Here is an 18,700-nt window from a genome sequence, read left to right on the forward strand (position 1 = left end):
TGCTGATAACGATGAAACGGTGTTGCTTTTAGTGAGTTCTCGTCGGTGCGACACCGGTCATGAGTGGTAAGTCAGCGTGCCACGATAAAGCATATTACTTTCTTTCCAGCCACCGAGCCTGTTTTGCTGCTGTGGGGTGTGCAGCATCCAGTTGGCCTGAACAAGCTGATTGGGTACAGATAAGTGCTGACGCGGGAATCTGGCATTATGGCCCAGCTCAGAGGCCAACGTATAGACCGGCTGCAATTGGGCGGAGGCCGGCAGTGAGCCGGGGTAAGAATGCACACGCGGCAACAGCAGCGGCAATTTGCCGGGCGCTTTGCGCTGCAACTCTGCTGGAGACCGATAAACCTGGTCATAAGGGGACAGCGCCGGGTTATCGAGCGAGGGCAGGCTACTCAGTGCCGTGGGGGTTGCTTTGGAGGGTGCCGCGCATAGCTTTTGGCCGGAGACCGAGCCGGTCCAGCAAAAAAGAGCAATAAGCATGGCAAACAACCAGCGCATGTATTCGTGTTCCGCCCCGTAGCAAAGGGTAAAAAAAGTGGCCTAACTTTACCAAAATAGCACGATTGGCAACAGGGAAATCTACGTTGCCTCCGGTGAAATACTACACGGCAAACGGCGGTTCAGGCATCGATTCGGAGGATTTTACATTACCTGACATAACCCAACGGTTTTTGACCGCGTACGCTATTTGTTTTCGGCGGTCACGCCGTCCAGATGCACCACCGGGTTTTCGGCGAACAGATAGCGGTCGGCGTTATATTCGAAATCATCGCTGGTGGCGTTGAACAGCATTTGCTTGGTGTTTTCCAGATGCTGCCACATTGCCAGTTTTGCGGCATAAGGGTCTTTACGTATCAATGCCTTGAGGATCTGATCGTGGTCGTCGCACCAACTGGCGATAGATCGCTCGTCGATATGTTCGTGCAGCTTGATCCAGTAAGGGTTATTCACCCGCTGGCTCCACATTTTTTCCACGATGGTCGCCATCGCGGTATTTTGCGTGGCCAGCGCCACCTGCACGTGGAATTTCAGATCCCACTGCGAATCACGGAACCGGTCTTCCTTGCGTGCGTGTTCCTGGATCTCCATCAACTGGACGATATCTTGTTTGGTGACCTGGGTGGCGGCGAATTCGGCGATGTTGCTTTCAATCAACTGGCGCGCCTGCAGCAGTTCGAACGGCCCGGCGGTGGCGAACTCAATGCTGTCGCCCGGCACCACCAGATGCTTTTGCTGGTTGGACATCACGTGGATCCCGGACCCCTTGCGTACGTCAACGTAGCCTTCCACTTCCAGCATGATGATGGCTTCGCGTACCACGGTGCGGCTGACGTTCATCTCTTCAGCAATATAGCGCTCGGCCGGCAGCTTATCGCCCACCGGGTAGCGGCCGCTTTCAATGCGCTGCTTAAGCTCGGCGGCCAGTTGCTGATACAGGCGTCTGGTTTCAGTGAATTCCATAATGAATGCTCTTAGGGTAAGAAGGGGCGTGGCTGTCGGATTTGTTATACCACTTATTCGGCAGGGCTGCCAGTGGCCGCAGAGGACGCCCGGCGTGTGGCCGGGCGGGGGGTTAACTGCGCGCCGGGACAGGCTGTGGAGCATCTTCCGTGGGGGATAAGGCCGGCCGGTTTTGCAGGACGGTCCAGATAACGATGGCGCCGAGAATATCGAATACCGACAGCGCGGCGAACAGCGGGCTGAAGCCCAGGGTATCTGCCAAGGCGCCGACCACCAGAGCAAACAGGGTGCTGGCGGTCCAGGCCGCCATGCCGGTCAGGCCGTTGGCGGTCGCGACCTCGTTACGGCCAAATACGTCTGAAGACAGGGTGATCAACGCACCGGACAACGCCTGGTGAGCAAAGCCTCCGACGCACAGCAACGCGATGGCGGCATAAGGGCTGGTGAACAGGCCGATCATACCGGGGCCAATCATCAGCACCGCGCCCATCGTGACCACCAGCTTGCGTGAAACGATCAGGTTCACCTTGAAGTGTTTCTGGAAAAACGGCGGCAGATACCCGCCGACGATGCAGCCGAGATCGGCGAACAGCATCGGCATCCAGGCAAACATGGCGATCTCTTTCAGGTTAAAGCCATAGGCTTTGAACATGAATAACGGGATCCAGGCGTTGAAGGTACCCCAGGCCGGTTCTGCCAGAAAACGCGGCAGCGCGATGCCCCAGAACTGGCGGTTGCGCACGATCTGCCAGGCGGACATTTTCTTGGCGTTGCCGGTCTGGTGTTGCGGTTCCTGGCCCTCGAGGATGTAATCCCGCTCTTCCTGGCTGAGTTTCTTTTGATCTTTCGGGTGCTTGTAGAAGATCAGCCAGCAGATGGCCCAGATTAGACTCAGCACGCCGGTAATGATAAACGCCATTTCCCAGCTGTGGGCGACGATGGCCCAGACGACCAGCGGCGGCGCGATCATCCCGCCGATCGACGAACCTACATTAAAGTACCCTACGGCGATGGAACGCTCTTTGGCCGGGAACCACTCGCTGCTGGCCTTCAGGCCGGCGGGGATCATTGCCGCCTCGGCCATGCCCACGGCGCCGCGCGCCAGCGCCAGCCCGCCCCAACTGTTAGCCAGCGCAGTCCCCATGCAAAACAGTGCCCACAAGACGGCGAACATGGCATAGCCTACCTTGGTGCCCAAGACGTCCAGCACGTAGCCCGCCACCGGTTGCATCACGGTATAGCAGGCGGAATAAGCGGCGACGATGTAAGAATACTGCTGCGTGGTGATATGCAAGGTGCCTTCCAGCGTCGGCGCTGCCACGGCAATGGCGTTGCGGGTCAGGTAACCCAGCACGGTGCCGATGGTCACCAACCCAATCATGTACCAGCGTAACCCTTTAATTTTACGCATCCGAAATATCTCCCAGTCTTGAATATGCGCAGCCGAGGTGGCGGCGTGTAGGGGTGTGATTCCTTTTCGTTGATCTGCATCGGCCCTTCCATCACCGACGCATTCCCAACGCACCAGCGACGGGGTGGCGAGACAATAACTTGTCATACAGATTTAAAAGTTGAGTGATATCACAAAAGCCAAGATTCAATGGGGCAATACGCTTTGGCCGGTAATTACGTGATTCAGGCCGTCTTTTGCTGCGAAATTACGCGTTAATTGCCTTTTTAAAGGGAAATAGGCCGCAGGCTGGGGGAAGATTTTGCTGGACGCTCCGTGTAATTGGTGTGATAACTTTGTCGTATTGAACACTGTGTCGAACGGTCAGTAAGGTGAGGAGCCTGATATGGCGACGTTTTTAAACGAAGATTTCTTGTTGGGCAGCGAATTTGCCCGGCGTTTGTATCACGACTATGCGGCGGATCAGCCGATCTTTGACTACCACTGTCATTTGCCGCCGGAACAGATCGCCGAGAACACCCGCTTCAAAAACTTATATGACATCTGGTTAAAGGGCGATCACTACAAATGGCGGGCGATGCGCACCAACGGCGTGGCCGAACGTCTGTGCACCGGCGATGCCGGCGACCGCGAGAAATTTGACGCCTGGGCCGCCACCGTGCCCCATACCATCGGCAACCCGCTGTATCACTGGACTCATCTCGAACTGCGCCGTCCATTCGGCATCACCGGCACGCTGCTTTCCCCGGCGACGGCGGACGATATCTGGCATCGCGGTAACGCGCTGCTGGCGCAGGACGATTTCAGGGCGCGTGGCATCATGCAGCAGATGAAGGTGAAAATGGTCGGCACCACCGACGATCCGATCGACGATCTGCGCCACCATAAAGCGATTGCCGCCGACGACAGTTTCGATATCAAGGTGCTGCCAAGCTGGCGACCGGATAAGGCGTTCAATATCGATGCGCCGGGCTTTAACGATTACCTGAAAAAGCTGGAGGCGGCCGCGGATATCAGTATCAGCCGCTTCACTTCGCTGTGCGACGCGCTGAAAAAACGCATGGACCACTTCGCCGCTCACGGCTGCAAAGTGGCCGACCATGCGCTGGACGTGGTGGTGTATGGCGAAGCTAACGAAGCCGAGCTGGACGCCATTCTGGCCCAGCGCCTGAGCGGCAAGCTGCCTGGGCCGGAGCAAAGCGCCCAGTTCAAAAGCGCAGTGCTGCTGTTCCTGGCCGCTGAATATCAACGCCGTGAATGGGTGCAGCAGTATCACATCGGCGCATTGCGCAATAACAACAGCCGGATGCTGGCAAGCGTTGGCCCGGATATCGGCTTCGACTCCATTAACGACCGGCCGCTGGCGGAGCCGCTTTCCCGCTTGCTGGATGCCCAATCCCGGCAGGGAGGATTACCGAAAACCATCCTGTATTGCCTCAACCCGCGCGATAACGAAGTGATCGGCACCATGGTGGGTAATTTCCAGGGTGAGGGCACGCCAGGCAAAATGCAGTTTGGTTCAGGCTGGTGGTTCAACGATCAGAAAGACGGCATGCAACGCCAGATGACGCAGCTGGCACAGCTTGGCCTGCTGAGCCGCTTTGTCGGCATGCTGACCGACAGCCGCAGCTTCTTGTCGTATACCCGCCATGAATATTTCCGTCGCATTCTCTGCCAGATGATAGGTCGCTGGGTGGAAGAGGGGGAAGCGCCGGCGGATATCGCGCTGCTCGGCGAGATGGTGAAAAACATCTGCTTCGACAATGCCAAAAATTATTTCGCCATTGAACTGGCGTAGCCGCTGCCCGAGGTTGGTTTATGCAAAGCATCGTAAAAATTCATTCGCAGGATAATGTGGCGGTGGCGCTGCGCGATCTGGCCGACGGCGAAACGCTGGCGCTGGAAGCGCTGACTATTCGGCTTTCGCAGCCGGTGGCGCGTGGGCACAAGTTTGCGCTGCAGCCGATCGCAGCCGGCGAGGCGATCATCAAGTACGGGCTGCCGATCGGCCATGCGCTGGTCGCCATAGCGCCGGGCGTGCACATCCACTCGCAAAATGCCAAAACCAACCTGAGCGATCTGGACAGCTATCAGTACCAGCCGGAATTTCCCGCGCTGCCGCCGCAGGCTGCTGATCGTGAAGTACAGCTCTATCGCCGCAGCAGCGGCGAGGTGGGGATCCGCAACGAACTGTGGATCGTGCCGACCGTCGGTTGCGTCAACGGCATTGCCCGGCAGATCCAGCAGCGTTTTCTGAAGGAAACTCAGGATGCACAGGGGATCGATGGCGTACATCTATTCAGCCATCCGTTCGGCTGTTCGCAATTGGGGCAGGATCATGAAAACACCCGTACCATGCTGCAAAATATGGTGCGCCATCCGAATGCCGGCGCGGTGCTGGTGATTGGCCTGGGGTGCGAGAACAATCAGGTAGATGTTTTCCGCAGCACGCTCGGGCCGACGGATGAGCAGCGGGTGCGCTTTATGGTGTGCCAGCAGCAGGACGATGAGGTGGAAGCCGGGCTGGAGCAACTGCATGAGTTGTACCGGGCCATGCGCGACGATCGTCGCCAGCCGGGCAAATTGAGCGAGTTGAAGTTCGGCCTGGAGTGCGGTGGATCGGACGGGCTGTCCGGCATCACCGCCAACCCGTTGCTGGGGCGGTTTTCCGATTATGTGATCGCCAACGGCGGCACCACGGTGCTGACCGAGGTGCCGGAGATGTTTGGCGCAGAACGGATCCTGATGAGCCGCTGCCGCGATCGGGCGACCTTCGAGAAAACCGTCAGCATGGTCAACGATTTTAAACAGTATTTTATCGCCCATAACCAGCCGATTTATGAAAACCCTTCGCCGGGCAACAAGGCGGGCGGCATTACCACTTTGGAAGAAAAATCCCTTGGTTGCACGCAGAAAGCCGGACAGAGCCGGGTAGTGGACGTGCTCAAATACGGCGAACGGCTGCGGCAGCCAGGGTTAAACCTGCTCAGCGCACCCGGCAATGACGCGGTGGCGACCAGCGCGCTGGCCGGCGCCGGCTGCCATATGGTGTTGTTCAGTACCGGGCGTGGCACGCCCTATGGCGGCTTCGTTCCCACGGTAAAACTGGCGACCAACAGCGAACTGGCGGCGAAAAAGCCGCACTGGATCGACTTCGACGCCGGGCAATTGATCCACGGTACGCCGATGGATCGCCTGCTGGAACAGTTTGTCGATCTGATCGTGGCGATCGCCGATGGCAAAGCGGCGCGCAACGAAGCGAACGATTTCCGCGAGTTGGCGATTTTTAAAAGTGGGGTGACATTGTAAAGCACCGGCAGCGGGAGTAACATAAAACAGCGTTTCATTTTTAACGCTATTGTCTCCCGCTTCAGGATCCCCTAATGACGTTTTATTGGTTTGCCCAAGCCGTGGGCGTACTGGCTTTTCTGGTAGGCATCACCAGTTTTTTCAATCGCGACGACCAGCGTTTCAAGCTGCAACTGTCAGGATACAGCCTGATTATCGGCATCCACTTCTTCCTGATGGGGGCGAGCGCCGCCGGCAGCAGCGCGTTGCTCAGCGCCTGCCGCAACCTGGTTTCAATGCGCACTCGCAGCCTGTGGGTGATGTGGCTGTTTATCAGTTTGACGCTGACCATCGGCCTGACGCACTTCCAACATCCCATCGAACTGTTGCCGATCTTCGGTACTTCAATCAGCACCTGGGCACTGTTTCGCACCCGCGGGCTGACGACCCGTTGCGTGATGTGGTGTTCCACCGCCTGCTGGGTCACGCATAACATCTGGCTCGGGTCGATAGGCGGTTCGCTGATAGAAGGCAGCTTCCTGCTGATGAACGGCTTCAACATTATCCGTTTTCGTCGCCTGCAACTGCGCGGCATCGATCCTTTTGCGGTAGAAAAAAAGGCGCCCATTGGGCGCCTTGCTGACGATCGTTAACCGCTTAACGCACGTTCAACGGGTCTTCATCCGCCAGACGTTGATCTTCCGCCTGGCAGGCCGCGGCGGTGAACAGCACGTCGGTGGATGAGTTCAGTGCGGTCTCTGCGGAGTCCTGCAGCACGCCGATGATAAAGCCCACCGCCACGACCTGCATGGCGATATCGTTCGGGATGCCGAACATGTTGCACGCCAGTGGGATCAGCAACAACGAACCGCCGGCCACGCCGGAAGCGCCGCAGGCGCAGATCGCCGCCACCACGCTCAGCAGCAGCGCGGTCGGGACGTCAACCGGAATGCCCAGAGTGTGCACCGCCGCCAGCGTCAGCACGGTAATGGTGATCGCCGCGCCGGCCATATTGATGGTTGCGCCCAACGGGATAGAAACCGAGTAGGTGTCTTCGTTCAGATTCAGCTTTTTGCACAACTCCATATTCACCGGAATGTTGGCGGCCGAGCTGCGGGTGAAGAACGCGGTCACGCCGCTTTCACGCAGGCAGGCGAACACCAGAGGATAAGGGTTGCGGCGGATTTTCCAGTAAACGATCAGCGGGTTCAGCACCAGCGCGACCAGCAGCATACAGCCGATCAACACCATCAGCAGTTGCGCATAGCCCCACAGCGCACCGAAGCCGGTTTCCGCCAACGTCGAAGCCACCAGACCGAAGATGCCGAGCGGCGCACAGCGGATCACCGCGCGCACCACCAAGGTGACCGCATGCGACATGTCATTAATCAGCGATTTGGTGGTTTCCGAAGCGTGGCGCAGCGCCAGCCCCAGGCCAATCGCCCAGGCCAGGATGCCGATATAGTTGGCGTTAATCAGCGCGTGGAACGGGTTGGCGACCACGCTCATCAACAGGCTTTTCAGCACTTCAACAATGCCGCCCGGCGGGTTGATGTCCGCATTGCCGGCAACCAGCGCCAGATTGGACGGGAACATAAAGCTGACCACCACCGCCACCAGCGCCGCAGCGAAAGTCCCCAGCAGATAGAGGAACAGGATCGGGCGAATATTGGTTTTCTGCCCGTGCTTGTGGTTGGCGATCGAGGCCATGACCAGTACCAGAACCAACAGCGGCGCCACGGCTTTTAACGCGCCGACGAACAGCGCGCCAAGCAGCCCGACGGCGGAGGCCGTCCCCGGTGAAACCAGCGCCACGATAATACCGGCCACCAGGCCGACCATAATTTGCTTAACCAGGCTGCCCTGTGTGATCCGTTTTAACAGTTTTTGCATAATGCTTTTCTTCCCGGTGAGGTTGCGCACAGACTGACTGCCTCGACAGGAACGCTGCCGGGCAATTTTTATTTCTATCTGTAACTAAGTATGTTTGCCAAACCAGTATTCAGTAAACAAAGGGGGTTGGAAAGGGAAGGAAGTGAAATTCTGAGGGCGGATCAACTCTTGATAACATACTGGTTACATTTGTGTGATCGCAATAACGTTTGGCGTTTTGGACGAATTGCCAAACAATCACGGGGCGGCTAGCGCCCCGGATAACAGATTATGGTGCTTTATTCGCCAGGCGATCGTTGCGGCGGTTAACCCAGGCATTGATCAGCAGCGTTAATGTCAAAATACCGGCTACCACGCCGAGCGAAACGCCGATCGGGATATGGAAGAAGTCGATAATCAGCATCTTGACGCCGATAAACATCAGGATGATCGACAGACCGTATTTCAGCATCGAGAAGCGCTCCGCCACGTTGGCCAGCAGGAAATACATGGCGCGCAGGCCCATGATGGCAAACAGGTTAGAGGTCAGGACGATAAACGGATCGGTAGTAACGGCAAAGATGGCCGGAATGCTGTCGACCGCGAAAATCACGTCGCTCAGTTCCACCAGGATCAACACCAGCACCAGCGGCGTAGCGAACAGCAGCCCGTTGCGGCGCACGAAGAAACGTTCGCCTTCGAGGTTGTCGGTCATGCGCAGATGGCTGCGCAGCCACCTTACCAGCGGTTTGTCGCCAATCGCCGAATCGTCTTCTTTCGCCAGCGCCATCTTGATGCCGGTGAACAGCAGGAAGGCACCGAACAGATACAGCAGCCACTGGAACTGGGTCACCAGCCAGCTACCGGCGAAGATCATGATGGTACGCAGCACGATCGCGCCCAATACGCCGAAAATCAGCACGCGTCGTTGCAGGTTAGCCGGAACGGCGAAATAGCTGAACAGCATCAGCCAAACGAAGACGTTATCGACCGCCAGCGCTTTTTCGATCAGGTAACCGGTGAGGAAGGCGAGCGCCTGCGTATCGGCGACGGCACGCCCGGCGGTTTGGTTCAGGTAGTACCAGAAACCCAGGTTGAACAGTAGGGAAAGGCTGACCCACACCAGCGACCAACTGGCGGCCTGCTTCAGCGTCATGGTGTGCGCGCCTTTGCGGCCTTGCAGCAATAAGTCGATTGCGAGCATCACAACTATGATGGCGGCGAAACTGCCCCATAACCAAGGTGTGCCAACGGTATTCATCATCAGAGATATCCTTCAAAAACAAAAACGGCCAACGTCGGAAGACGCCAGCCGCTCTGTGAACGCTGCAAGCAAACCTCGCCTTCCGGCAAGGTCTCACTTACAACGTTGATGAAGGTGCACCTGCAGTGCCCGTCACATCATGTTGCCCGGTAACCGGATGCTTGCGCATCGTAATGACGATTAACCGGCAATGAAGTTACTCCCCTTTGCACCGCAGAAAGTAATGCAAAATGTGTCAGCGGTCAACGTTTATCACGCTAGCCGGCCAGGGCCTTCTGCGCGCCGAGGCTGACGACGAAACCTTGCAGCAATAACCGACTGAAGGGCGTATCGCTAACCTGCTGTTGCTTAAGCCGATACTGCGCCTGCTGCTCGGGGTAAAGTTCGCCGAGCCAGCTCAGGTATTGATGCATCACCGCGCCGTTAAATTCCGGATGGAATTGGGTGGTCAGTACGTGATCGCCATAACTGAGGATCTGGCAGGCGTCCTGCTGTGAACGCGCCAGCACCTTCGCGCCCACAGGCGGCGTCAGTACGCTCTGCGAGTGGATCAGGTTGGCCTTGAAATGCGGCGGCAGCATCGCCAGACGTCGATCGTTGGCGGCGGCGGGCAGCAGTTCAATATCCAGCGTACCGACCTCCATGCCTTGCGGGTGATAGCCCACTTCACCGCCGAGCGCATAGGCCAGCAGTTGGTGACCGTAGCAGGCGCCGAAAATCGGCAGCTTGATCTGCATCGCCTGACGCAGCCACTCGGCGGCCTGCTCGCTCCACGGCAATTGTTCGGTGACCATCGCCGCCGACCCGGTAATCACCACGCCGGCGTAGTTTTGCGGTGCCGGCAGCGGTTCGCCTGAAGGAAGATGCACGATCTGCACGCGATAGGCGGCGATGTTACCCTGTTGCAGGAACATCCCGTCGAAATTGCCTTTATCACGACGTATTGCCTCCGGCGCATCGCCGGTTTGCATCAACAATAGCGGTTTCATGTCATTCTCCGTCGGCAGGGAATACTACGCCGGTCTGGCGGCGGATTTCGGTCAGCAACTGGGCGACGATCAGCGAGTTTTCCAACCCTGGATGTTCCACCTGCCGTTTTTCAACCAGGTCGGCGAAGACTTGCGCCTCATACAGCATGGTATTGATATGCTGCGGTTGAGTCAGGTCCTGACGGTTGCCACCGCGCGGCGTCAGCGCCACACCCTGACACTCCGAGATTTTATCAATGACCAGCGTGCCTTCTTCACCCTGGATCTCGCTCGGGATATCCGAATTGCTGACCTTGGAATGCGAAATGGTTACGTCAAAATCCCCGTAGTTGAGGCAGGCGGTTCCATGCGCATCAACGCCGGTGTCCAGCAGCGCGGCGCTGGCGATCACGGATTTTGGTGCGCCAAACAGCGCCACGGCACTGGCCAGGCAATAGTAACCAATGTCCATGATAGAGCCATTGGAGAACTGCGGGTTAAAGGTGTTTGGGTTCTCGCCGGCCAGATAGCGTGGATAGCGCGAAGAGTATTGGCAGTAGTTGATAAAGGCTTTGCGCAGCCGGCCGATTTTCGGCAGTGCCTGCTTCAGGGCCAGGAAGTTCGGCAGGTGGGCGCTTTTGAAGGCTTCGAACAGCACCACCTGGTTTTCCCGCGCGCAGGCGACCAGCCGTTCCGCTTCGCGCAGGGTGGAGGCCAGCGGCTTTTCGCAAATCACGTGTTTTTTATGGCTAAGGAACAGCAGCGATTGCTGACAATGCAGGGAATTGGGGCTGGCGATGTAAACCGCATCGATGGCGTCGGATTGGGCCAGCGCCTCCAGGGAATCGAAAAACAGACTGACGTTATAGTTGGCGCCAAACGCCTGCGCCTGCTCGAGCTTGCGCGAATAGATGGCGGTCAGCTTCAGCTTGCCGCTTTCATGTGCGGCGTCGATAAAGCGTTCCGTAATCCAGTTGGTGCCAACGACGGCAAAGCGAATCATAGATATCTCCGGTTCCCAAGCCCTATACCCTATGAACTCAAGTGCTGCATAGGGTAGAAAGAATCAGATTATCACGGCAATTACCGAAGGCGAATCCTGCTATGCATACAGATCGCCAAATACGGAGAGGTGGGTCAGGTACAGCCGGGTGTCGAATTCCAACTGATGGTAATTCGGCTCCATATGGCAGCACAGGCTGTAGAAGGCCTTGTTGTGATCCTTCTCTTTCAGGTGCGCCAGTTCATGCACCACGATCATGCGCAGAAACGGCTCCGGCGCCAGCTTGAACACCGTCGCCACGCGGATTTCCGCCTTGGCCTTCAGCTTGCCCCCCTGCACGCGTGAAATGGCGGTGTGCATGCCAAGCGCGTGTTTCATCACCTGGATTTTACCGTCGTAGGCCACTTTGCTCAGCGGTTGGGCGTTGCGCAGATACTGGTTTTTCAGATCGACGGTATACTGATAAAGCGACTTGTCGGTGGTGCAATCATGCACCTGCGGATAGCGCTGCAACAGCACATCCCCCAGCCGCTGCTGGTCGATCAACTGCTGCACCTGGCTTTGCAGATGTTCAGGGTAACCCTGCAGGTAAGTCAGTTCGGACATCATCTTCCCGTATTGGCGGCAATTCAGCGGGCTATTCTATGACGTTTTTTCGCGCAAAGCCCGCAAAGGGCAATTTATCCGAAAAAACATTTTACTGATGGACGTTTTTAGGGGATAAACAGCCCAAATTTTATCAGTCAGGAGGGGCAATGAGCCAACTCGATCTGGGAACACAGCAACTTGAGCTGGAGCGTTATCCCCAACAGGAAGAATCCACCCAATTGCAGGCGTGGGAAGCGGCAGACGAATATTTGCTGCAACAGCTTGAAAATGTAGACATTGGCGGTCGTCCGGTGCTGATTTTCAACGACAACTTCGGCACGCTGGCCTGTGCGCTGCACGGCCATCAGCCCTACAGCATCAGCGATTCCTACATGAGTCAGCTGGCTACGCGCCATAACCTGAAGCTCAATGAGCTGGATCCGGAGCAGGTTACGCTGCTGGACAGCCTCGCCGAACTGCCCGCATCACCGGCAGTGGTGTTGATCCGCATTCCCAAGGCGCTGGCGCTGCTGGAACAGCAACTGCGTTCGCTGCGCAACGTGGTGGCGCCGGACACGGTGATCATCGCCGGAGCCAAGGCGCGCGACGTGCACACCTCAACCATGCAGTTGTTTGAAAAGGTACTGGGGCCGACGCGCACCAGCCTGGCGTGGAAGAAAGCGCGCCTGATCCACTGCGAAGTGGCGGACATCGTGCCACCGGCGGCGGCGGAAACCACCAACTGGACGCTGGACGGCACCGATTGGCTGATCCACAACCATGCCAACGTGTTCTCACGCGGCAGCCTGGATATTGGCGCTCGTCTGTTCCTGGAAAATCTGCCGCACGATCTGGACGGTCACATTGTCGATCTCGGCTGCGGTAACGGCGTTATTGGCCTGGCCGCGCTGGTGCAGAACCCGCAAGCGCAGATGAGCTTTGTCGATGAGTCCTATATGGCGGTGGCGTCCAGCGAGTTGAACGTGGAGCACAACCTGCCGCAGGAGCTGGATCGCTGTCAGTTTGAAGTGAATAACTCGCTGGCGGGGATTGAGCGTGAAAGCGTGCAGGCGGTACTGTGCAACCCACCGTTCCACCAGCAGCATGCGATCACCGATCATACTGCCTGGCAGATGTTCTGCGACGCCAAGCGTTGCCTGCAGGTGGGCGGCGAGCTGCGCATCGTCGGCAACCGTCATCTGGATTATCACCAGAAGCTGAAGCGTCTGTTTGGTAACTGCACCCTTGTGGCATCCAACAAGAAATTTGTGATCCTGAAAGCGGTGAAATCCGGCGCACGTTATTGAGTAACCGGGGGGCGCAATGCATGCGCCCCTTAAGGGTTATTTATTACAGCGCCATCGCCAGCCGCGTGCCCTGATCGATTGCGCGGCGGGCGTCCAGCTCGGCGGCTACGTCCGCACCGCCAATCAAATGCACGGTTTTTCCCATCGCCAGCAGCGGCTGCTGCAGTTCGCGGCGTGGCTCCTGCCCTGCGCAGATAATCACCGTATCCACCGGCAGACAGCTTTCCTGCTCTGCGCGCGAGATGTGCAATCCCTCCTCATCAATACGTTGATAGTTCACGCTGTTGAGCATCTTGACGCCGCGCATCAATAGGCTGGCGCGGTGGATCCAACCGGTGGTTTTCCCCAGCCCTTCACCCACCTTGCTGGTTTTGCGCTGCAGCAGATAGATTTGCCGCGGCCCGCGTTCCGCCACCGGCCCTTGCGCCGCCAACCCGCCGCGTTGGCTGAGCTGGCCATCGATACCCCATTCACGGTTAAATTCTGCCTGATCCAGGCTGCTCGACACGCCGTGCTGGCTGAGGTACTCGGCGGTGTCGAAGCCGATGCCGCCGGCGCCGATAATCGCCACCCGTTGGCCGACCGGCTTTTTGTCGCGTAATACGTCCAGGTAGGTCAGCACCTTGGCGTTATCAATCCCTGGAATTGCCGGCGTGCGCGGCACTATGCCGCAGGCGAGGATCACTTCGTCGAATTCCGCCAGATCGGCGGCTTCTACCTGCGAACCCAGTTTCACCGTCACCTCAAGCAGTGCTAACTGGCGGCGGAAGTAGCGCAGGGTCTCGTGGAATTCTTCTTTACCGGGGATCTGTTTGGCGATATTGAACTGCCCGCCAATCTGATCGGCGGCATCGAACAGCGTCACCCGGTGGCCGCGGCTGGCGGCGGTGGTGGCAAACGCCAATCCGGCCGGCCCGGCGCCGATCACCGCCAACTTTTTCGGCTTTTCGGCCATGGTCAGCGGCATTTCGGTTTCGCGGCAGGCGCGCGGGTTCACCAGGCAGGAGGTGAGCTTGCCTTCAAAAATCTGATCGAGACAGGCCTGATTGCAGCCAATGCAGGTGTTTATCTCGTCGGCGCGTCCTTCGGCGGCTTTTTGCACAAAAGCGGCATCGGCCAGGAACGGGCGGGCCATCGACACCATGTCGGCGCAGCCGTCCGCCAGAACTTGTTCTGCAACCGCCGGGTCATTGATGCGGTTGGTGGTGATCAGCGGAATGCGTACTTTGCCCATCAGCTTGCGGGTCACCCAACTGAAACCGGCGCGCGGCACCATGGTGGCGATAGTCGGGATCCGCGCCTCATGCCAGCCGATGCCGGTGTTGATCAGGGTCGCACCCGCCTGTTCTATCGCCAGCGCCAGCTGTTCGATCTCCTGCCAGCTGGAGCCGTCTTCCACCAGATCGAGCATCGACAGGCGGTAAATCAAAATGAACTCGCGGCCAACCGCCTGACGCACCGTCCGGACGATCTCCACGGCAAAACGCATGCGGTTGCTGAAACTGCCTCCCCATGTGTCCTCGCGCTGGTTGGTGCGTGCCACCAGGAATTGGTTGATCAAATAGCCTTCGGAACCCATCACTTCTACGCCGTCGTAGCCGGCCTGCTGCGCCAATAGCGCACAGTGGGCGAAGTCGGCGATGGTCTGTTCTATCTCCGCCTCGCTCAGCGCGGTCGGGGCGAAAGGGTTGATCGGTGCCTGCAGCGCGGACGGCGCCACCGGCTGCGGTTGATAGCTGTAGCGGCCGGCATGCAGGATCTGCAACGCAATTTTGCCCCCGGCCTGGTGGACGGCATCGGTGACGATCCGGTGATGATCGACCTGATCCCGGCGGCTGAGAGTGGAACCGCCGCGATACACCACGCCTTTTTCATTGGGGGCGATGCCGCCGGTCACGATCAGCGCCACACCGGCCGCCGCGCGTTCGGCATAGAAAGCGGCCATGCGTTCCGGGCCATCGGGAAGTTCTTCCAGGCCGGTGTGCATCGATCCCATCAACACCCGGTTTTTCAGGGTGGTGAAACCGAGATCCAGCGGCGCCAGCAGGTGCGGGTAATTGCTCATTGCAGTCTCCATCGCGTCTTTCATCGTTATTATTATGTGCGACCCAAGTGGTCGGATGAGATAAATCTAGCCGTTGTCAGTGCCGTTGGGAATTTGCGTTGCGCTGAATGTGATAGATGTCATGAATCTTTGTGGTTGTTTGCATAGTAGACAAGTTATCGGGTAACCTTTGTCTGCGGCATGTCCATGCCTTCTTTGCGGAGCCATCACCGAAAATGAACAAACACGCCTGTTGATATCTTGTCCCATTCTGAGCACGCCAGTGCCGGATGGGGATGTTTTGATTTCATTCAGGAGTGCTTATGGCTCATTTTGCGCAATCCCCTTATTTTGTTTTACACCAACTGACCTGTCAGTTTGCTGACGGCGAAACGCTGTTCGGCCCGCTGGATCTCACTTTCGATCAACAACACTGTGGCCTGGTTGGGCGTAACGGCGTCGGCAAAACCCGTCTGCTGCGCCTGATCGCCGGCCTGGATCAACCGGGGAGCGGACATGTGGAAACGCATGCTTCTCTGGCCTATGTGGCTCAACAGCCGGAGATCGCAGCGCAGATCACGCTGGCGCAGCTGCTGGGTTATGGCGAGGTGTTTGCCGCGCTGGCCCGCATTGAGCAGGGGCGCCCGTTGGCGGACGATATCGATCGCTTGGAAGGGCAGTGGGATCTGATCGATCGTCTGCACGCTGCCTTCGCTGCCGCCGGATTGCCTGAGTTCGATCCGCTGCGGCCGGCCGGCTCCCTGAGCGGCGGGGAGCGAATGCGTGCGGCGCTGTGTGGCGCGATGCTGGGCGGTGCGGATTGCTTGCTGCTGGATGAACCGACCAACCACCTTGATGCCGACGGGCGCGACTGGCTGTACCGGCAGTTGGCGCAGTGGCGCGGGGGGCTGCTGGTTGCCAGCCACGATCGGCAGCTGTTGGCGCGTATGGCGCGCATCGTTGAGCTGACGCCTGACGGGCTGCACAGCTACGGCGGCAACTACGATGACTATCGCCGGCAGCGCGATTTGGAGCGGCAGGCGGCGCGAGCAGGCTGGGAACATGCGCGGCAGGAACGCAAACGCACTCGTGCCCGGCAGCAGAAAGAGCACGACATCAGCCAACGGCGCTCGGCCCAAACGCTGAAAACCGTCGATACGCTGAATATCGCCTCTTTCGAACGCGTGGCCTACAAAGCGGCGGCCAAAGAGAGCCTCGGCACGCTGCGCAAACAGCATCAGGACCAAAAAGGCAGTCTCGATGCCGCCGTGCGTGAGGCATACCAGCGGGTGGAAGAAGACAGCCCGGTGATGTTGACCCTGCCAGGCAGCGCGGTGATGGCGGGCAAGCAGGTGCTGGTGCTCGAGCAGCTGCAACTGCCTTTTGTCAGTGCGCCGCCGCTGGATATGCGCATCGACGGACCCATGCGCGTAGCGCTGACTGGCCCGAACGGCTGCGGAAAATCCACGTTGCTGAAGGTGATCCTCGGCCAGGTGGTGGCGGTGTCCGGCCACGTTCACTGCCCGCTGCCAATGGCTTACCTCGACCAAACCCTGTCGCAGTTCGATTCGCGGTTATCGGTGATGGCGCTGCTGGGGTTGCAGGATTCTCCGCTGGCGGAGGGGGCATTGCGCACCCAGCTGGCGCAGTTGCAACTCGGTGCGGAACGGATCAGGTTGCCGTTGGCGGCGCTGAGCGGCGGAGAAAGGCTGAAGGCGGCGCTGGCCTGTGCGCTGTGGCGTAAGGAGCCGGCGCAATTGCTGTTGCTGGACGAGCCGACCAACCATTTGGATCTGGCTTCGTCACTGGCCATCGAGGCCGCGCTGGCGGAGTTTCCCGGTGCGATGCTGGTGGTCTCGCACGATGAAGACTTCCTGCGGGCGCTGAAACTGACTCATCGCCTGCATTGGCAGGACGGGGGCTGGCAGTTCAGGGTGCTGTAATGCATTGCAGCAGCAGGGTAAAGGCGGCGGCCATCTGTTCTTCCGGAACGCAGGCGAAGCCCATCAGCAAGCCGCGGCGGTGGTTGGGCAGCATGTAGTAACGCGACAGTGGCCGCACCAGCACGCCACGTGCGCTGGCGGCGGCGGCGATCGCCACGTCGTCGGCTTCGTCAGGCAGGTTCAGGATCAGGTGCAGCCCGGCGTTGTTGTTGAATTCGCTCAACGCCTGCTTGCCCAGATGCTGCTCAATCAACGCGGTCAGAAACGCCCGCCGCCGGGCATACAGCAGCCGCATGCGGCGAATATGCGCGGTGTAGTGGCCTTCCTGAATAAACTGCGCCAGCGCGGTCTGGATCAGCAGGTGACCGCCGCGATACAGTTCGGCGTGCGCGGTTTTCAGCGCCGTCATCAAGGGTTTTGGCAGCACCACGTAACCCAGCCGCAGCGCCGGGTAGAGCGTCTTGCTGAAGGTGCCGATATAAATCACCGGCGCATCGGCTTCCAGCCCTTGCAGCGCCGGGATGGGCTGGCCGGAAAAGCGGAACTCGCTGTCGTAGTCGTCTTCGACAATCCAACTGCCGCCGTTGCGCGCCAATGCCAGCAACCGCTGCCGCCGCGCCAGGCTCATCACCGATCCCAGCGGATACTGGTGCGATGGGGTGACGAAAATCAGCCGTGGCGCGCCGGTTGGCTGCTCCGGCGGCACCATGCCGGCCTCATCGACCCCCAGTGGGCAGATATTCACGTCGTTCATCCGCAGAATATTGCGGATCCCCCAATAGCCCGGTTCTTCAATCCACGCGTCGTCGCCCGGATTGCACAGCATGCGTGTCACCAGATCTATCGCCTGATGAATGCCTTCGGTAATCAAAATTTGTTCCGGCGAGCAGCGCACCGAGCGCGCCACGCGCAGATAGTCCACCAATGCATGCTGCAACTCCGGGCTGCCGCCCTGATTACTGTAGGTCAGCCGCTGTGGGACGGGGCGGCGGCTAATGCGCGCCTGGATCTTGCTGAACAGCTGGTGAGGAAAGGCGTTGACGTCGGGTACGCCGGGGATAAACGCGCCCCACTGTTTGGGGCTGGCGCTGGCGTGATGCAGCAGGGTGGATCCTCGGGCCGACAGCTCAATGCGCCGTTGTTCTCCGTCACTGCCTGCGGGGGCGCTGACGGTAGATAAACAGCTGTCCGGCACGGTTTCGGCGACGAATGTGCCGCTGCCAGCGCGTGCCAAAACATAACCTTCCGCCAGAAGTTGTTCATAAACGGTTAATACGGTGTTGCGGGATAGCCTGAGTTCCTGTGCCAGATCGCGCGAGGCGGGCAGGCGGCTGGAGGGCGGCAAACTGCCGTCCAAAATGCTGGTGCGGATCGTGTTATACAGCCGCTTGTGCAGCTTATCATCGGGCTGTTCGCCGAGGCGCTGCAATAACAGGTCACCACTCAGTGAGCGCAATTGGATCCCTCAATTAATCGTAACTGGCACTCGATTATAGGGCCACATCCTGTGTAAATAAACGTCATTGTTTCACGAATGTGAACGAA

At 58.6% G+C, this 18,700-nt stretch carries 15 protein-coding genes; 5 read left to right on the forward strand and 10 right to left on the reverse strand.

Features of this window, described 5'->3' with window-relative positions:
- Nucleotides 1-57 precede the first annotated feature (57 nt).
- The 3 genes from ACUTSW_RS17680 to ACUTSW_RS17690 all read right to left on the reverse strand — a co-directional run bounded on the left by ACUTSW_RS17680 (nucleotide 58) and on the right by ACUTSW_RS17690 (nucleotide 2,878).
- Complete coding sequence (locus tag ACUTSW_RS17680; RefSeq protein ID WP_004948424.1) at nucleotides 58-504, reverse strand: hypothetical protein; 447 nt, start codon at nucleotides 502-504, stop codon at nucleotides 58-60.
- A 186-nt stretch (nucleotides 505-690) separates the two neighbouring features.
- The gene (gene exuR / locus ACUTSW_RS17685) at nucleotides 691-1,467 is read right to left on the reverse strand and encodes a transcriptional regulator ExuR (protein ID WP_006320504.1); all 777 of its coding nucleotides are present in this window, start codon (nucleotides 1,465-1,467) and stop codon (nucleotides 691-693) included.
- A 112-nt stretch (nucleotides 1,468-1,579) separates the two neighbouring features.
- Nucleotides 1,580-2,878, reverse strand: coding sequence for an MFS transporter (locus tag ACUTSW_RS17690; RefSeq protein WP_062868804.1), 1,299 nt, complete (start codon nucleotides 2,876-2,878; stop codon nucleotides 1,580-1,582).
- A gap of 385 nt (nucleotides 2,879-3,263) precedes the next feature.
- On the opposite strand from ACUTSW_RS17690, the gene uxaC reads away from it, so the two are divergent.
- From uxaC to ACUTSW_RS17705, 3 genes are all read left to right on the forward strand, one after another.
- Nucleotides 3,264-4,676 carry a glucuronate isomerase gene (uxaC, locus tag ACUTSW_RS17695; protein ID WP_004948418.1) on the forward strand — a complete coding sequence of 471 codons (1,413 nt, stop codon included), beginning with the start codon at nucleotides 3,264-3,266 and terminating at the stop codon, nucleotides 4,674-4,676.
- A gap of 20 nt (nucleotides 4,677-4,696) precedes the next feature.
- Nucleotides 4,697-6,187, forward strand: coding sequence for a UxaA family hydrolase (locus tag ACUTSW_RS17700; protein ID WP_122288891.1), 1,491 nt, complete (start codon nucleotides 4,697-4,699; stop codon nucleotides 6,185-6,187).
- A gap of 74 nt (nucleotides 6,188-6,261) precedes the next feature.
- The gene (locus ACUTSW_RS17705; protein ID WP_006320511.1) at nucleotides 6,262-6,819 is read left to right on the forward strand and encodes a YgjV family protein; all 558 of its coding nucleotides are present in this window, start codon (nucleotides 6,262-6,264) and stop codon (nucleotides 6,817-6,819) included.
- Between the two features lie 4 nt (nucleotides 6,820-6,823).
- Here the strand turns inward: ACUTSW_RS17705 and sstT are convergent, their stop codons facing one another.
- The 5 genes from sstT to ACUTSW_RS17730 form a co-directional block, all read right to left on the reverse strand.
- Nucleotides 6,824-8,059: a serine/threonine transporter SstT gene (gene sstT / locus ACUTSW_RS17710; protein ID WP_004948401.1), complete on the reverse strand. Its 1,236-nt coding sequence runs from the start codon at nucleotides 8,057-8,059 to the stop codon at nucleotides 6,824-6,826.
- Between the two features lie 268 nt (nucleotides 8,060-8,327).
- A complete protein-coding gene (locus ACUTSW_RS17715) occupies nucleotides 8,328-9,302 on the reverse strand; it encodes a TerC family protein (protein ID WP_006320513.1) in 975 nt (324 codons plus the stop codon).
- A 257-nt stretch (nucleotides 9,303-9,559) separates the two neighbouring features.
- On the reverse strand, nucleotides 9,560-10,291 hold the full coding sequence (locus tag ACUTSW_RS17720) for a glutamine amidotransferase (protein ID WP_445584975.1): 732 nt from the start codon (nucleotides 10,289-10,291) through the stop codon (nucleotides 9,560-9,562).
- Nucleotide 10,292: 1 nt separating this feature from the next.
- Entirely contained in the window at nucleotides 10,293-11,273 is a 981-nt protein-coding gene (locus tag ACUTSW_RS17725) for a Gfo/Idh/MocA family protein (RefSeq protein WP_434461554.1), read from the reverse strand.
- 99 nt (nucleotides 11,274-11,372) lie between these two features.
- A complete protein-coding gene (locus ACUTSW_RS17730; protein WP_004948389.1) occupies nucleotides 11,373-11,879 on the reverse strand; it encodes a M48 metallopeptidase family protein in 507 nt (168 codons plus the stop codon).
- Nucleotides 11,880-12,028: 149 nt separating this feature from the next.
- Here ACUTSW_RS17730 and rlmG point away from each other — a divergent pair, with 149 nt between their 5' ends.
- Nucleotides 12,029-13,168 carry a 23S rRNA (guanine(1835)-N(2))-methyltransferase RlmG gene (gene rlmG / locus ACUTSW_RS17735; RefSeq protein ID WP_445584976.1) on the forward strand — a complete coding sequence of 380 codons (1,140 nt, stop codon included), beginning with the start codon at nucleotides 12,029-12,031 and terminating at the stop codon, nucleotides 13,166-13,168.
- A 43-nt stretch (nucleotides 13,169-13,211) separates the two neighbouring features.
- On the opposite strand, the gene ACUTSW_RS17740 is transcribed toward rlmG, so the two are convergent.
- Nucleotides 13,212-15,233 carry an oxidoreductase gene (locus tag ACUTSW_RS17740; RefSeq protein ID WP_445584977.1) on the reverse strand — a complete coding sequence of 674 codons (2,022 nt, stop codon included), beginning with the start codon at nucleotides 15,231-15,233 and terminating at the stop codon, nucleotides 13,212-13,214.
- Nucleotides 15,234-15,535: 302 nt separating this feature from the next.
- Between ACUTSW_RS17740 and ACUTSW_RS17745 the strand changes: the two genes are divergently transcribed.
- Nucleotides 15,536-17,155 carry an ABC-F family ATP-binding cassette domain-containing protein gene (locus ACUTSW_RS17745; RefSeq protein WP_445584978.1) on the forward strand — a complete coding sequence of 540 codons (1,620 nt, stop codon included), beginning with the start codon at nucleotides 15,536-15,538 and terminating at the stop codon, nucleotides 17,153-17,155.
- On the opposite strand, the gene pdxR is transcribed toward ACUTSW_RS17745, so the two are convergent.
- Nucleotides 17,142-18,611: a MocR-like pyridoxine biosynthesis transcription factor PdxR gene (gene pdxR / locus ACUTSW_RS17750; RefSeq protein ID WP_445584979.1), complete on the reverse strand. Its 1,470-nt coding sequence runs from the start codon at nucleotides 18,609-18,611 to the stop codon at nucleotides 17,142-17,144. The two genes, ACUTSW_RS17745 and pdxR, sit on opposite strands and share 14 nt — an antisense overlap.
- Nucleotides 18,612-18,700: the final 89 nt, after the last annotated feature.

Source organism: Serratia sp. TSA_198.1, from assembly GCF_052686505.1.

Bases quoted from the DNA above. Each gene is read 5' to 3' on its own strand.
- ACUTSW_RS17680 (WP_004948424.1), bottom strand. From the start codon at position 504: ATGCGCTGGTTGTTTGCCATGCTTATTGCTCTTTTTTGCTGGACCGGC.
- ACUTSW_RS17745 (WP_445584978.1), top strand. From the start codon at position 15,536: ATGGCTCATTTTGCGCAATCCCCTTATTTTGTTTTACACCAACTGACC.
- rlmG (WP_445584976.1), top strand. From the start codon at position 12,029: ATGAGCCAACTCGATCTGGGAACACAGCAACTTGAGCTGGAGCGTTAT.
- uxaC (WP_004948418.1), top strand. From the start codon at position 3,264: ATGGCGACGTTTTTAAACGAAGATTTCTTGTTGGGCAGCGAATTTGCC.
- ACUTSW_RS17700 (WP_122288891.1), top strand. From the start codon at position 4,697: ATGCAAAGCATCGTAAAAATTCATTCGCAGGATAATGTGGCGGTGGCG.
- ACUTSW_RS17730 (WP_004948389.1), bottom strand. From the start codon at position 11,879: ATGTCCGAACTGACTTACCTGCAGGGTTACCCTGAACATCTGCAAAGC.
- ACUTSW_RS17740 (WP_445584977.1), bottom strand. From the start codon at position 15,233: ATGAGCAATTACCCGCACCTGCTGGCGCCGCTGGATCTCGGTTTCACC.
- ACUTSW_RS17705 (WP_006320511.1), top strand. From the start codon at position 6,262: ATGACGTTTTATTGGTTTGCCCAAGCCGTGGGCGTACTGGCTTTTCTG.
- ACUTSW_RS17690 (WP_062868804.1), bottom strand. From the start codon at position 2,878: ATGCGTAAAATTAAAGGGTTACGCTGGTACATGATTGGGTTGGTGACC.
- ACUTSW_RS17725 (WP_434461554.1), bottom strand. From the start codon at position 11,273: ATGATTCGCTTTGCCGTCGTTGGCACCAACTGGATTACGGAACGCTTT.
- ACUTSW_RS17720 (WP_445584975.1), bottom strand. From the start codon at position 10,291: ATGAAACCGCTATTGTTGATGCAAACCGGCGATGCGCCGGAGGCAATA.
- sstT (WP_004948401.1), bottom strand. From the start codon at position 8,059: ATGCAAAAACTGTTAAAACGGATCACACAGGGCAGCCTGGTTAAGCAA.
- exuR (WP_006320504.1), bottom strand. From the start codon at position 1,467: ATGGAATTCACTGAAACCAGACGCCTGTATCAGCAACTGGCCGCCGAG.
- ACUTSW_RS17715 (WP_006320513.1), bottom strand. From the start codon at position 9,302: ATGATGAATACCGTTGGCACACCTTGGTTATGGGGCAGTTTCGCCGCC.